Annotated in this window: 12 protein-coding genes and 1 riboswitch; of the genes, 8 read left to right on the forward strand and 4 right to left on the reverse strand. The window is 56.8% G+C overall.

Annotation, left to right across the window (positions count from 1 at the left end; genetic code table 11):
- Positions 1-3: 3 nt before the first annotated feature.
- Genes mreC through DWZ82_RS02930 form a run of 4 tightly spaced genes read right to left on the reverse strand, consistent with a single transcriptional unit; the run spans position 4 to position 3,811 of the window.
- Positions 4-849 carry a rod shape-determining protein MreC gene (gene mreC, locus DWZ82_RS02915; RefSeq protein WP_158575062.1) on the reverse strand — a complete coding sequence of 282 codons (846 nt, stop codon included), beginning with the start codon at positions 847-849 and terminating at the stop codon, positions 4-6.
- Between the two features lie 60 nt (positions 850-909).
- On the reverse strand, positions 910-1,470 hold the full coding sequence (locus DWZ82_RS02920; protein ID WP_118478611.1) for a Maf family protein: 561 nt from the start codon (positions 1,468-1,470) through the stop codon (positions 910-912).
- Positions 1,470-3,503 (reverse strand): U32 family peptidase, encoded by a 2,034-nt coding sequence (locus DWZ82_RS02925; protein WP_118478613.1) that lies wholly within the window; start codon positions 3,501-3,503, stop codon positions 1,470-1,472. Before DWZ82_RS02925 ends, DWZ82_RS02920 begins: the two co-directional genes overlap by 1 nt.
- Positions 3,500-3,811 (reverse strand): cell division protein ZapA, encoded by a 312-nt coding sequence (locus tag DWZ82_RS02930; RefSeq protein WP_158574385.1) that lies wholly within the window; start codon positions 3,809-3,811, stop codon positions 3,500-3,502. Before DWZ82_RS02930 ends, DWZ82_RS02925 begins: the two co-directional genes overlap by 4 nt.
- Positions 3,812-4,098: 287 nt before the next feature.
- Between DWZ82_RS02930 and proB the strand changes: the two genes are divergently transcribed.
- The 8 genes from proB (at position 4,099) to DWZ82_RS02970 (ending at position 13,970) form a co-directional block, all read left to right on the forward strand.
- Positions 4,099-4,899 (forward strand): glutamate 5-kinase, encoded by an 801-nt coding sequence (proB, locus tag DWZ82_RS02935; protein ID WP_243022865.1) that lies wholly within the window; start codon positions 4,099-4,101, stop codon positions 4,897-4,899.
- A gap of 31 nt (positions 4,900-4,930) precedes the next feature.
- A complete protein-coding gene (locus DWZ82_RS02940; RefSeq protein ID WP_118478617.1) occupies positions 4,931-6,178 on the forward strand; it encodes a glutamate-5-semialdehyde dehydrogenase in 1,248 nt (415 codons plus the stop codon).
- Positions 6,178-6,783 (forward strand): CYTH domain-containing protein, encoded by a 606-nt coding sequence (locus tag DWZ82_RS02945; RefSeq protein WP_118360206.1) that lies wholly within the window; start codon positions 6,178-6,180, stop codon positions 6,781-6,783. The genes DWZ82_RS02940 and DWZ82_RS02945 overlap by 1 nt, the downstream gene beginning before the upstream one ends.
- A gap of 41 nt (positions 6,784-6,824) precedes the next feature.
- Positions 6,825-6,900: riboswitch (Fluoride riboswitch) on the forward strand.
- Between the two features lie 49 nt (positions 6,901-6,949).
- Positions 6,950-8,167 (forward strand): cation:proton antiporter, encoded by a 1,218-nt coding sequence (locus tag DWZ82_RS02950; RefSeq protein WP_118478784.1) that lies wholly within the window; start codon positions 6,950-6,952, stop codon positions 8,165-8,167.
- Between the two features lie 162 nt (positions 8,168-8,329).
- The gene (gene putP / locus DWZ82_RS02955) at positions 8,330-9,826 is read left to right on the forward strand and encodes a sodium/proline symporter PutP (protein WP_118360204.1); all 1,497 of its coding nucleotides are present in this window, start codon (positions 8,330-8,332) and stop codon (positions 9,824-9,826) included.
- A gap of 154 nt (positions 9,827-9,980) precedes the next feature.
- On the forward strand, positions 9,981-10,214 hold the full coding sequence (locus DWZ82_RS02960) for a DUF3006 domain-containing protein (RefSeq protein ID WP_118360203.1): 234 nt from the start codon (positions 9,981-9,983) through the stop codon (positions 10,212-10,214).
- Positions 10,215-10,243: 29 nt separating this feature from the next.
- Complete coding sequence (locus DWZ82_RS02965; RefSeq protein ID WP_118478620.1) at positions 10,244-11,512, forward strand: diaminopimelate decarboxylase; 1,269 nt, start codon at positions 10,244-10,246, stop codon at positions 11,510-11,512.
- Positions 11,513-12,185: 673 nt separating this feature from the next.
- The gene (locus tag DWZ82_RS02970; RefSeq protein WP_118478622.1) at positions 12,186-13,970 is read left to right on the forward strand and encodes a Na/Pi cotransporter family protein; all 1,785 of its coding nucleotides are present in this window, start codon (positions 12,186-12,188) and stop codon (positions 13,968-13,970) included.
- The last annotated feature ends 191 nt before the right edge of the window (positions 13,971-14,161 follow it).

Genomic DNA, 14,161 nt, shown 5'->3' on the forward strand with positions numbered 1-14,161 from the left:
GGCTTACTCCGCTGTGTCCGTGTATTCGGTGATAATGGAAACCGAGGAAACGCTGTCCACGCTGACAAACGGCTTGATGACCGCGTAGTACGACAGACCGCTTTCCTCCGGCTGCACGCTTTCCACCGTGCCGATGAGGATGCCCTTGGGGAATACACCGCCGCGTCCCGAGGTCTCGACTGTATCACCGACGACCACCTTGGAGTCCTCGCGCAGATAGGACAGGCGAAGCGCACCGCGTGTCATCAGGTTATAGTCGCCTTCCGCGATGGCGGTCTCGCGCGTGCGGGTGACAAGCGCGCCGCACTGCATTTTCGGGTCGGTGATGGAAGTCACCTCGCAGGTGTTGTCGGTCACCTCGCTGACAAAGCCGAGCATGCCGTCCACGGTTGTTACGAGATCGTCCTTGTTGACGCCGCTCGAGCTGCCCTTATCCAGCGTCAGCGTATCCGCCCAGTCGCCCGGACTGCGGGCGATGACCTCGGCGCTGACCGTGGTGGTGGTGCGGGTGTTCTCCGGCTGCCCAAGCTGAGAGCGCAGCTGGTTGTTTTCCTCGAGCGCGATCTGTGCGTCGCGCACAAGCTGTGCATTGTCGCTGATCTGCTGCTTGAGCTGCTCATTCTCGGCCTTGAGTGCATCAAACTCGGTGAAATAATCCAGTCCCTTGCTGAAAAAGTGTCCGACACCGGTGCCGAACCGCTGAAACGGCCGGACAACCGCACCGGCGGCTCTCGTGATGGGCGAGGAATTGCCGCTGATGCCGCTGTACACCGCGGAGAGAATGCACAGCAGAATGACGACTGCCGCACCGATCAGGAGCGGAGAGCCGACTTTATGACGTCGTCGCAAAACGAATCTTCCTTTCATAATGTTGCACTGAAATGTGGAATTTCAGCAGGTAAATGCGGCTTATACTGCATGAATATCGCGCAGAATGGTATAAAGCGGAGCCACAGGCAGACCCATGACGCTGTAATAGTCGCCCTCGATACCCTCGATGAGCAGTGCGCCGTGGCCCTGGATGCCGTAGGCGCCGGCCTTGTCGAGCGGCTCTCCGGTGGCGAGGTAGGCGGCAAGCTCGTCCTCCGCAAAATCGCGGAAGGTGACGCGCGTGCAGGTGTGCAGCGTGTGCGCCCCGCCGTCCGGCGTGAGCACGGCAAGTCCGGTCAGCACCTCATGGGTGCGTCCGCGCAGACGGCGGAGCATGGAAGCGGCCTCGTCCGCGTCCTTCGGCTTGCCGAGGCGCAGTCCGTCGATCGTGACCATGGTATCCGAGCCGATGCACACGGCGTTCGGGTGCTGCGCCTGCACAGCCTCGGCCTTCAGGCGGGAAAGACGGGTGACTTCCTCACCGAGCGGCGCATCACGCAGGGTTTCGTCCGCATCGGCAGGGCAGACCGTAAAGTGTTCGGTGATAAGCGACAGAAGCTCTTTGCGCCGCGGCGAAGCGGACGCTAAAACGATCTCCATTATTCGACTCCTCTTTTATATAATCCGTTGGTAAATTCGCCGTCCAGCGGTGCGCCGGACAGGAACGCGCGGGCAATCCGCGCACATTCCTCGGGCGATTCGATGGTGAACTGCAGACGCGCGGTCTGTATGCCCAGACGGGAAAAATCCTCGCGCAGACACAGCGGACGGCTGTTCAGCAGCGTGTTGCGGCAGCCGAATTCGTTCAGCAGCGGGAAACGCTCCTTGCGGCGGTCGGTGAGGTACGTCACGCCGTTCTGGCACGAGCACTTGCCGCCGTGCTGACGGCGAATGGCGCAGTTTTCAAAGATCATCAGCGGCAGACGGCCGTAGACGATCAGGTCGGTCTCGAGCGGACCGCGCATATCTCGAATCTGCGCCAGACGAGCCTCGAACGAAAGCGTCTGGCGGGAAACGCCCATTTCAGCCAGCGCACTCAGCGTTTTGCTGTTGTAGGCGTTCAGACCGAAATCACCGTGCACGGTAAAGCCAAGCCGCTTGGCAAGCGGGATGTGGCCGATGTTTCCGGCGAGAACCGTGTCGGTTCCGCGGCTCATGGCTTCACCGAGCAGCATCTCGATCTGTGGCTGCTCGTTGTCCGAGAACACGCGCGGCAGGATGGCGGGCAGTCCGGTCTGTGCCGCAACTTCAAGCGGGACGTAAACGGTCTCCAGACCAAGCTCGCGCAGCGCATCCGCCTGCGCCTTGGTGCGCACGGCTGCGGTGTAGCCGCGGAAGCCCTCGCGGGCAGCGGCCTCATCGTCGCGCGGCAGCACGCTGCCGTGCAGCCAGTCGCGGGAGGGAGCAACGCCGCGTTTTGCCAGCAGAAGGTCGAGTACGTCGCGGCGCATGCCGTTCATCACGGACGCCGGGATCATCAGACCGTCCTGCACCTCGATACGCATATTCTCAATATAAAACGGCGTGCCGCCGGTCTTTCTGAGCGATTTTTCGATCATCTCCGGTGTGGTCGGGCGGTTCTGCGCCTGCTCCACCGGCATGACGACCGAAACGCCGTCCGCGCTGAGCACCGCGCCGGTGTCCTTGCGGGCGGTAAAGCAGAGCGAAACCGGCACGAGCGGCGCCTCCTTGCCCTTGGCAAAGCGGTGCGCGGCCTCGTCATAGAGTTTCTTTACCTCGTTCATCGGCACATCGGTCTTGGTGCCGAACATGCTGTCGCCCAGCTTGCCGGTGTAGTAGCCGTCGGTGAAGCCGTCGCGCGAGAATACGCGGCGCAGAATGTCGCGCTCCTCGGCGGTCGGTCTGCGGTGCTCGCGGAGCAGGTCGGAGTAGACCTTGGTTACAATAGCGGCGTACTCCGGACGCTTCATGCGGCCCTCGATCTTGAGCGAGGACACACCCCAGTCGGAAAGCTCGGCAACGTGTCCGGCGAGCATGAGATCCTTGAGCGACAGCGGATAGCCGCCGCTGTACGGCAGGCGGCACGGCTGTGCACACAGACCGCGGTTGCCCGAGCGCTGACCGATCACGGCGGACAGGTAGCACTGACCCGAGTAGCACATGCACAGCGCACCGTGCACGAACACCTCGGTCTCGACACCGACCTGCTCGGTGATGAGTTTGATCTCCTCACGGGAGCATTCCCGGCTGAGCACTACGCGCGAAAAGCCAATGTCGCGCGCCTGCTTTGCTGCGTCGAGCGTGTGAATGGTCATCTGCGTGGAGGCGTGCAGCGCGAAATCCGGCGCATGTGCGTGGATGAGCCGCGCAAGTCCCAGATCCTGAATGATGAGCGCGTCCGCGCCTGCTTCGTACAGGAATTTTGCGTCCTCAAGGGCGTCCTCAAGCTCGCGGTCGCCTGCAAGAATGTTGAGCGTAATATTGGTTTTTACGTCGCGTGCGCGGCAGTAGGCGATGGCGTCCGCCATCTCGTCATGCGAAAAGCCCTGTGCGTTGCGGCGTGCGTTGAACATGCCGAAGCCCATATAGACCGCGCCTGCGCCGGACTGCACAGCGGCGCGAATGCCCTCCGGCGAACCGGCGGGAGCAAGAAGTTCTACTTTATTCCTCATTTGCGGTTGTGATTCGGGTGCTTGCCGTTATTCTGCGCCTGCCGGTCGCGCAGTGCGGCAAGCTCGGCTTCGAGGGCACGGCATTTTGCCTCAGCGGCTTCGGCGGCAGACTTGGCCTTGATGTAATCATCCGCCAGCGTGACCGTTGCCAGTGCCAGCGCGCGTGTGGACGCAAACGACGGCGAGCCGCCGCAGTGCGCCACGGTCTGGCGTGCCAGCTCGGCTACCTCATTCATATAGTCCGCGCTCTCGTCGGAGACCAGGTTGTATTTTTGACCGGCAATATGAAGAACCATGCGGTTTGCCATAACGGGTCCCTTCCTTTCATTATAATATATATGCGGACAGCGCCGCTGAAAAGCGGTACTGTCGAATTTGGGCATAAGAAGATAAGATATAGTATAGCACAATATGACAGGTTTTGAAACAAAAATTCTGTGCAAACGATAAAAATCTCCGTATAGAATTTTCACAATGTGTATAAAGTGTAAAAGATTTGCGTTCGGCTTGTCTCGCGCGTTTTAGTGTGATAAAATGTGTGTATTGGCGGAAGTCCGGGAAAAGGCTTCCACGTTATCTTTTGGAGGTCATTTTTATGCTGAACATGAACGAGGTCCGGCGCATTGTCGTCAAGGTCGGCTCCTCGACGCTGACTTATGACAACGGCAAGCCGAATATCCGCCGTATCGAGCGTCTGGTACGCACGATCAGCGACCTGCAGAACCGCGGCTTCGAGATGGTGCTCGTATCCTCGGGTGCGGTGGCGGTCGGCACGGCAAAGCTCGGTCTGGCGGAGAGACCGAAGGAGCTGTCGGTCAAGCAGGCGGCAGCGGCTGTCGGGCAGTGCGAGCTGATGCACATTTACGACAAGATGTTTCTGGAATATGGCATTAACGTGGCGCAGATCCTGCTGACGCGCGAGAATATCGTCGATGACGACCAGCGCACCAACATCCATAACACGTTTACCGCGCTGACCAAGATCGGCGTTGTGCCCATCATCAACGAAAACGACACGGTTGCAACTGCCGAGCTGAAGCACATCGAGAACTTCGGTGATAACGATACGTTGTCCGCAGTCGTGGCACGCATGTGCGATGCCGATCTGCTGGTTATCTTCTCGGATATCGACGGCCTGTACGACTCCAATCCGCGCACCAACCCGCAGGCCAAGCTGATTAACCACGTCGGCAAGATCGACGCAAAAATCCGCCGTATGGCGGGCGGCGCCGGTTCCGCGCACGGCACGGGCGGCATGGCGACCAAAATCACCGCCGCAGAGCTTTGCATGGACGCAGGCATTCCAATGATGGTCGCCAACGGCGATAAGCAGGGACTTTTGTATGATATTGTGGACGGTAAAGAGGTTGGAACCTTGTTCCAACGCGAACACTAACAAAAGAGTGAAGAGTTGAGGTGAATATATAATGAGAATGCTTATGCAGATTGCCGAGGACGCACGCCGCTCCAAGTACGCGGTGGCGAAGCTCGGCACGAACGACAAAAACCGCGGCATTCTCGCCATTGCGGACACGCTGATGACACATGCGGACGAGATCATCGCGGCAAACAGGATTGATATTGAAAACGGCAGAGCGGCAGGTCTGAACGACGGCCTGATCGACCGTCTGATGCTGGACGAAAAGCGCATTGCGGGCATTGCCGAAGGCTGCCGTCAGGTGGCGGCGCTGCCCGACCCGGTCGGTGAGGTGCTCTGGATGCACAAGCGTCCGAACGGCCTGAACATCGGTCAGAAGCGCGTGCCGATGGGCGTGATCGGCATTATCTACGAGGCTCGTCCGAATGTTACCGTGGATGCGGCTGTGCTGTGCTTCAAGGCCGGTTCGGCGTGCATTCTGCGCGGCGGCAAGGAGGCGTTCAAGTCCTCCATGTGCCTGACCAGGCTGATGCGCGAGGCACTGGCGGCCGAGGGTCTGCCGGAGAACGCCATCAATCTGGTGGAGGACACCAGCCGCGATACCGCAACCCAGATGATGAAGCTGAACGGCTATCTCGATGTGCTGATTCCGCGAGGCGGCGCAGGACTGATCCGCTCGGTTGTCATGAACGCGACCGTGCCCGTCATCGAGACCGGCACGGGCAACTGCCACGTTTACGTTGATGCGACTGCCGACCTTGAGATGGCGAAGAATATTCTCGTCAACGCCAAGTGCCAGCGCCCGAGCGTATGCAATGCGGCGGAAAGCCTGCTCGTCCACAAGGACGTTGCGGAGAAATTTCTGCCGATGGCAGCAGAGGGCCTTGCACCCGATCATGTGGCAATTCACGGCTGTCCGCGCACGATGGACATCCTCGGTGACAGCATCGCGCCCGCGACCGATGAGGATTACGGCAGAGAATACCTCGGCTACGAGATTTCGTGCAAGGTGGTCGATTCGCTCGATGAGGCCATCGAGCACATCAACCGCTTCAACACCGGTCACTCGGAGTGTATCGTCACCCGCGATTATGATGCGTCGCAGCGATTCCTTGAGGAAGTGGACGCGGCGGCTGTCTATGTCAATGCCTCTACGCGCTTTACCGATGGCTTTGAGTTCGGCTTCGGCGCTGAAATCGGCATTTCTACCCAGAAACTGCACGCACGCGGTCCGATGGGTCTGACCGCGCTCACCACCACCAAGTATATCATTTACGGAAACGGACAGGTGCGATAATGGATAAAACGATGGAGAAGGAATACAAGTGGCGTGCCGACGAAAAGCTGCTCGGTCAGGCGCTGCTGTGGGCTTCCTCGCGGATTGGCAGCCAGAGCCGAACCATCAACATGGAATCCAGCTATTTTGACACGGCGGACGGACTGCTGAAGGAACATCAGGCGGCACTGCGTCTGCGCCGCGAAAACGACCGCAGCGTGTGCTGCATGAAGCTGCGCAACACGGATACGCCGGACGGCATGCGCGCCCACGAGGAGTACCAGTGCGAGGCGGTCTCTCTGCTTGACGGTCTGCGCCGACTGCCCGAACTTGGTGCACCGAACGACCTGTGCGAGCGGGCGCTGGCAGCCGACCTGCAGGAAATCTGCACGGTTTCGTTCCGCCGGTGTGCGGTTCTGCTGCAGGAGGACGACACCGTGTGCGAAATGGCGCTTGACGAAGGCGAACTGCGTCATAACGGCAAAGCGGCGCCGCTGTGCGAGATCGAACTTGAGTATGTCGCAGGCAGTGAGGATACCTTCCACGCGCTTGCCGCAGAACTGGCACAGCAGCTTGACCTCGTGGTTGAGCCGACCAGCAAGCTGGCGAGAGCGATGGCGCTGTAAATTCCGCTTTACAAACCGGTTCCTATACCTTATAATAAGAACTGCAACAGGGGAATGAGGTTCTCCCTTGGACGAACGTCCTAAACCGCTTTCAAAGCTGATGACTTCTGCGTACTATTTCTGCGCAGATGCCATCGGCTTTTCTGCGTTTCTGGGAGGAAAAACTATGTTAACTTCACTCGCGCTCGTATTTCTGCTCGGTCTGGCTGCGGCGGCACTGTGCAGCCGGATTGGTCTGCCGCGCATCATCGGCATGCTGCTTACGGGCATTCTGATAGGCCCGTATGTGCTGAACTGGCTGGACGATTCCATTTTGTCCATCTCGTCTGACCTGCGGCGGATGGCGCTCATCATTATTTTAATTAAAGCGGGTCTGTCACTCGATTTGTCCGACCTCAAGCGGGTGGGACGTCCGGCGGTCATGATGGCGTGCGTGCCTGCAAGCTGTGAGATTCTGGCGTTTTTCCTGCTCGCGCCGCACATTCTGGGCATCAACCGGATAGAAGCGGCCGTCATGGGTGCCGTGCTCGGCGCGGTATCTCCGGCGGTGGTTGTGCCGAGAATGGTACAGCTGATGGAAGAAAAGCGGGGAACAGGGCAGGGCATTCCGCAGATGATACTGGCGGGCGCGTCCTGCGACGATATTTATGTGATCGTGCTGTTCTCGACCTTTGTCGGCATGGCACAGGGCGGCAGTGCCAACATGATGGATTTCGTGAACATCCCAATTTCCATTGCGCTCGGTGTGGCGCTCGGCGCGGCTGTCGGTCTGCTGCTGCACCTGTTCCTTGAAACCGCTTATCGGCACGGCTGCTATGTCCGCAACAGCACGAAGGTTATTCTGATTCTCGGGCTGTCGTTCCTGCTGATAGCGGTGGAGACCTGGCTCAAAGGCATCGTGTCCGTGTCCGGACTGCTGGCCGTTATGAGCATGGCGTGCGTCCTCAAGATCAAAAGTTCGGAAAAAGTCACCAAACGTCTGTCCGCCAAGTTCGGCAAGCTGTGGATCGCTGCCGAAGCGATTCTTTTCGTGCTGGTCGGCGCGGCTGTGGATATCCGCTGCGCGGCACAGGCCGGTGCAGCCGCTGTGCTCATGATCGCGCTGGCACTCGTGTTCCGCGCGGTCGGCGTGAGCCTGTGCATGCTCGGTACCAGGCTGAACCGGAAGGAGCGTCTGTTCTGCGTCATCGCCTATCTGCCGAAGGCAACCGTGCAGGCGGCCATCGGCTCGGTGCCGCTGTCGATGGGTCTGCCGTGCGGACAGCTGGTGCTTTCGGTGGCGGTGCTCGCCATCCTGATTACCGCGCCGCTTGGCGCCATTGGCATCGACCGCACCGCCGGACGCCTTCTCATGCAGGAGAACTCGTCCGATATTGCAGAATGAGGATATGTTGGGTGCGTTTGTGATAACTGCTGTCATTTTTCTTGGCAGAAAATTGTGCAAAGTGTATATTTTTTCGCTAAAGATGCAATTTCCTTCGTGAAATCTTGCAAAATTGCACGTTTCCGTGTATAATTAAAGTGAAATTTTAGGAGGGTAAAACATATGACTTTCGACAGCATAATCACAATAGCGGCATTCTGCTGTTACCTGATCTTTATGCTCTGCATAGGTATGTATTTCGTCGGCAAAAACCGCACGACAAATGAGTATTTTCTGGGCGGCCGACAGCTTGGCTCGTGGGTAACCGGCCTGAGCGCACAGGCGTCCGACATGTCCGGCTGGCTGCTGATGGGCCTGCCGGGTGCGGCGTACCTGTCCGGTATTTCCGCAGGCTGGATCGCCATTGGTCTGGCAATCGGCACTTACCTTAACTGGCTGTTTGTTGCCAAGCGTCTGCGCCAGTACACCAAGACCGCAGACGACGCGATTACGCTGCCGCAGTTCTTCAAAAACCGTTTCCACGATGAAAGCGGCTGGATTTCGGTTATTGCAGCGGTGTTCATTCTGGTGTTCTTCCTGTTCTACACCGCGTCCGGCTTTGTGTCCTGCGCGAAGCTGTTCTCGTCCGTATTCGGCATCCCGTATCTGGTTTCGCTGGTGATCGGTGCGGTGGTCGTTATCTCGTATACGTTTGCGGGCGGCTTTTTCGCCGTTTGCTGGACCGACTTCTTCCAGGGCATTCTGATGTTTTTCTGCGTGCTCGCGGTTCCGACCATCGCTATCTTCTCGATGGGCGGCCCGACCGAGTTCTTCTCGCAGGTGGAAGCGTTCAATCCGAACTTCCTGAATATGTTCGTTGACGGTGCGACCGGCGTGCCGTATACTGCAATGGGCATTATCTCTCTGCTTGCATGGGGTCTCGGCTACTTCGGTCAGCCGCATATCCTCGTGCGCTTCATGGGCATTTCGTCTCCGCAGGCAATCAAGAAATCGCGCCGCATTGCAACCATCTGGGTGCTGATTTCCCTGACGGCTGCAATTATGATCGGCATTTCCGGCCGCATGTTCCTTGGTGACAGCATTGTCTTGACCGACGGCAACCAGGAGACCATCTATATCAGCATGGTGGCGAAGATCTTCCCGGTATTCATCGCGGGTATCTTCCTGTCGGCTATTCTGGCAGCCATCATGTCCACTGCGGACAGTCAGCTGCTGGTTACCGCATCTGCGCTGACCGAGGACTTCTACCACAACAAGGTTCACAAAAACGCAAGCGAGAAGGAGCTGATGTGGGTCTCCCGCGGCTGCGTTATGGCGGTAGCAATTATCGCTGTTCTGATCGCAACCAACCAGAACAGCACCATCCTTGGTCTGGTATCCTACGCATGGGGCGGCTTCGGCTCTGCCTTCGGTCCGCTGGTTCTGTGTTCGCTGTTCTGGAGACGCACGAACAAGCAGGGTGCGTATGCCGGCATTATCGTCGGCGGCGTGGTCGATCTGGTATGGGCGCAGCTGTCCGGCGGCATCTTCGATCTGTATGAGATCGTGCCGGGCTTTGTGTTCGGTCTGCTTGCTATCGTTGTTGTCAGCCTGCTGACGCCGGCACCGACCAAGGCAGTGACCGATGAGTTCGATTCCTACCATCACTGCGTAGAGTAATCTGCAAAAGCGGAAGTTAAGGCAGCACCGCAAAATTTATTCGCAAATCGCTCTTGTTCAATTATGCGATATTGCCTTAAGAGTAAGTAATGTAAGTAAAGGGAATACCCGATGTGGTACCGCCCGGAATCAATGAGGCAAGGAGGAGACTGCTATGACAAAGCAGACCGGAATTGTAGACCGTTTTGAAGGCGATTCCGTAGTCGTTGAAGTAAACGGCGAAATGGTGAATTTCGACCGTGCCGATGCACCGGCAATGCTGTGCGAGGGCATGGTGGTCATCATCAAGGACGACCGTATCGTTGATATCGACGAGATCGAGACCCAGCGCATGGAAAACGATATGCGCCGTCGATTTGAACGAATTCTCGGTAAGAATACTGATTGAATACCCCAGTAAAGGAAAGGCAAATACCAATGGAAAAGAAACCCTTTTTGACGCTCCAGCAAGTGCAGGAGATCACCAAAACCTATCCGACTCCGTTTCACATTTATGATGAGAAGGCGATCCGTGAGAACGCCCGCAAGGTAAAGGAAGCATTTGCGTGGAACCCGGGCTACAAGGAATACTTCGCTGTAAAGGCGACGCCGACCCCGCGTCTCATCCAGATTCTGCATGAGGAAGGCTTTGGCTGTGATTGCTCCAGCCTGCCTGAGCTGCAGCTCAGCGATGTGTGCGGCGTAAAGGAGCATGACATCATGTTCTCCTCTAACGTCACGCCGGCAGAGGACTACAAGCTCGCATCCGACCTGAACACCATCATCAACTTCGATGATATTACCCACCTCGATTTCTACGACAAGGTAGTAGGCGACTGGAAGGAGACCATGTCCTGCCGCTTCAATCCGGGCGGTGACTTCGTGCTGAACAACTCCATCATGGATACCCCGCAGGAGGCCAAGTACGGCATGACCCGCGAGCAGCTGGTCGAAGCGTTCAAGTACATGAAGCAAAAGGGTGTTAAGCATTTCGGTATTCACGCATTCCTCGCCTCCAACACGGTTGCCAATGCGTACTATCCGGCACTGGCACGCATCCTGTTCCAGCTGGCGGTTGACGTGCAGAAGGAGACCGGCGTGCATATCGCGTTCATCAACCTGTCCGGCGGCGTAGGCATTCCGTACCGTCCGTCGCAGGAGCCGAACGACATTATGGCCATCGGTGAAGGCGTACATCAGGCTTACGACGAGGTTCTTGTTCCGGCCGGCATGGACGATGTTGCCATCTACACCGAGATGGGCCGCTTTATCCTTGGCCCTTACGGCGCTCTGGTTGCCCAGTGCATCCACCAGAAGCATACCTATAAGGAGTATGCCGGTCTGGACGCCTGCGCTGCGAACCTCATGCGTCCGGCGATGTACGGTGCATACCACCATATCACCGTGCTCGGCAAGGAAAACGCGCTGTGCGATCATACCTACGATGTGACCGGCGGTCTGTGCGAAAATAACGATAAGTTTGCCGTTGACCGCAATCTGCCGCAGATTGACATCGGCGATTACGTTTATATCCACGATACCGGCGCGCACGGCTTCTCGATGGGCTATAACTATAACGCAAAGCTGCGTTCCGCAGAGCTGCTGCTCCGCGAGGACGGCTCGGTAGAAATGATCCGCCGCGCAGAGACCCCGAAGGACTACTTTGCAACGTTTGATTTTACCGGACTGTTTGATAATATTAAGTAAGAGCCTTACCACACAAAAAGGACCCGTTTCGGGTCCTTTTTTGCGTTCTGTGGAGTAATTGAGGATTGAAAATGGAGAATGGAAAATGAACGTACAGATGAAACAATGTCTCCGGTTGGGTTTAACATAAGGGGGGTATTGGGGAACGGCGGGGTGAGGGCACCCCGCCCTACGGATAGTTGTTAAATGATATTAATGGATTATATTCGTAGGTGCCGTCCGTAATAACGAGCCAACGAGTTGCGCGACACGGGTATCCTCCAGAGGACCTTCTCTTGCCTTTCGGGCAATTCACCTTGTGTCGCGCCTGCGTAGAGTAAACCATATGTGTAGCAGTAATGTATCTGGCATTGCATAGAGGTAGGGGAATGGGCGGACACATTGGTCCGCCCCTACGGAAGAAAAAATCCTCTGCCGTTCCTTTATAGTCTCAGTTCTGCAAATTTCGCCGTGCTATCCCAAAGGGAAAGGGGTGAAAATCAGAGGGTGGAAACCGCAGGTGTCTACCCTCTTGTGCCCCTGCCGGGTAGGCAAACCAATGTTAAATGTGTGTAAAGCCTGCGTATTAACGCAATTTTTATTGACAGTACCATGTAAAAACCATATAATTAAAATGTATGCGAATCGTAAAGAAATAATGAAAATGATTGTGTAACAAAACGGGAGGAAGCATATGGGTTTTGATGTGCTGTCAATCGTGCAGATGATCGGCGGTCTTGCGCTGTTCATCTACGGTATGACGACAATGGGAAAAGGTTTGGAGCGCGCAGCAGGCTCTAAACTGGAGAAAACGCTTGAAAAAATGACGGGCAATGTCGTTACTGCTCTGCTGATGGGCATGGTAGTTACCATGGTCATTCAATCTTCGTCCGCAACGACCGTTATGGTTGTCGGCTTTGTAAACGCCGGTATCATGACGCTCAAGCAGTCGGTCGGCGTTATCCTCGGTGCTAACATCGGTACCACGATTACCGCGCAGATCCTGCGTCTGTCCGGCGGCGAGGGCAGCGGCAGCCTGTTCATGGATCTGCTCAAGCCGAAGAATCTGGCATATATCATCGTGCTTGTCGGCGTAATCATTATGATGATTGCAAAAAAGCGCCGTACCCGCGATATCGCGGATATCTTCACCGGCTTCGGTATTCTGTTCATCGGCATGTCGGTCATGGAGGGCGCGGTTGCACCGCTGGCTGATCTGCCGCAGTTCGCGGATCTGTTCGCTGCTATCTCCAATCCGGTGCTCGGCGTGCTGGTCGGCGCGGGCGTTACCGCGATCATCCAGTCGTCCTCCGCATCGGTTGGTATTCTGCAGGCGCTGTCCACCACGGGTGCGATCACCTATTCGGCTGCTATCCCGATCATCCTCGGTCAGAACATCGGTACCTGTATCACCGCATTCCTGTCCTCGGTGGGCGGCTCCAAGAATGCCCGCCGTACCGCGATGGTACACTTCTACTTCAACCTGATCGGCTCCATCCTGTTCCTGATCGGCATTTATGCGATTCAGTACACGGTTGGTTTCTCTTTCTGGGATAACGCGATCGACAAGGGCGGCATCGCAAACTTCCATACGCTGTTCAATCTCACCTGTACGGTTCTGTTCCTGCCGTTCACCGGTCTGCTGGTCAAGCTGGCAACGGCGAGCGTGCCCGCAGAGGAGACGCAGGAGGACCCGCTGGCAAAGCTGGAGCCTCGCTTCCTGACCACGCCGTCTCTGGCACTCGATCAGGCGCAGCGCTGCATTGCTGACATGGGCGACACTGCCAAGCAGAATTTCCATCTGGCAACCGACCCGCTGTTCGGCGGCGCGGCTGCAAACGAGGAGATCTTCCACGAGCACGAGGCCTTCCTCGACCGTGCAGAGGTTGAGATTGGCCGTTACCTGACCACCATCCACAACATCCGTTCGGTTGATCAGCGCCGCCAGATGGCCGAGATGATGCACTCGCTGTCTGATTTTGAGAAGATCGGCGACTATGCGCAGAACATCTTCGAGCGTGCCGACGAGTTCCGTGAGGCCGGTCTGTCCTTCTCGCCGAGTGCGATGCAGGAACTGCGCACCATGTGCGAAGCGGTTGCCGAGGTGCTCGACATGACCGTTGACGGCTATGACAATCAGGCTGTTTCGACCGCCCGTATGGTCGAGCCGCTGGAAGAAGTCGTGGATACGATGAAGGAGCGTCTCAAGAGCCGCCATATCGAGCGTCTGGGCCGGAACGAGTGCACCATGCAGACCGGTATCCACTTCCTGGATATTGTGCATGACCTTGAGAAGATCAGCGACCACTGCTCGAATATCGCCATTTATACCATCCAGCTGGCCGAGGGCGCAGCCGAGTTTGATACGCACGCCTACGTCAAGCAGGCGTATAAGGAGACCCCGCAGTTCGCGGAGAAGCTCAAATTCTATCAGAATAAGTACCTCACCAAGATTGATGAAGTCGAGGCGATGGAGTAACCAAAAAGAGAGATTGGGAAACCAATCTCTCTTTTTTAATTAGTAATTAGTAGTTAGAAATTAGTAATTATTGCTGCATATGATGAGACTTTATTGCAGGGCGGGACAAGGTGAATTGCCCAAAGGGCAAGAGAAGATGCTCTGGGGTATGACCTCATCCCGCCCTACGGTTTACATGGTTATAAATTTGA

The organism is Butyricicoccus sp. AF35-5AC (genome assembly GCF_003477715.1).
In the GTDB taxonomy this organism is placed as follows: Bacteria; Bacillota; Clostridia; order Oscillospirales; family Butyricicoccaceae; genus Agathobaculum; species Agathobaculum butyriciproducens.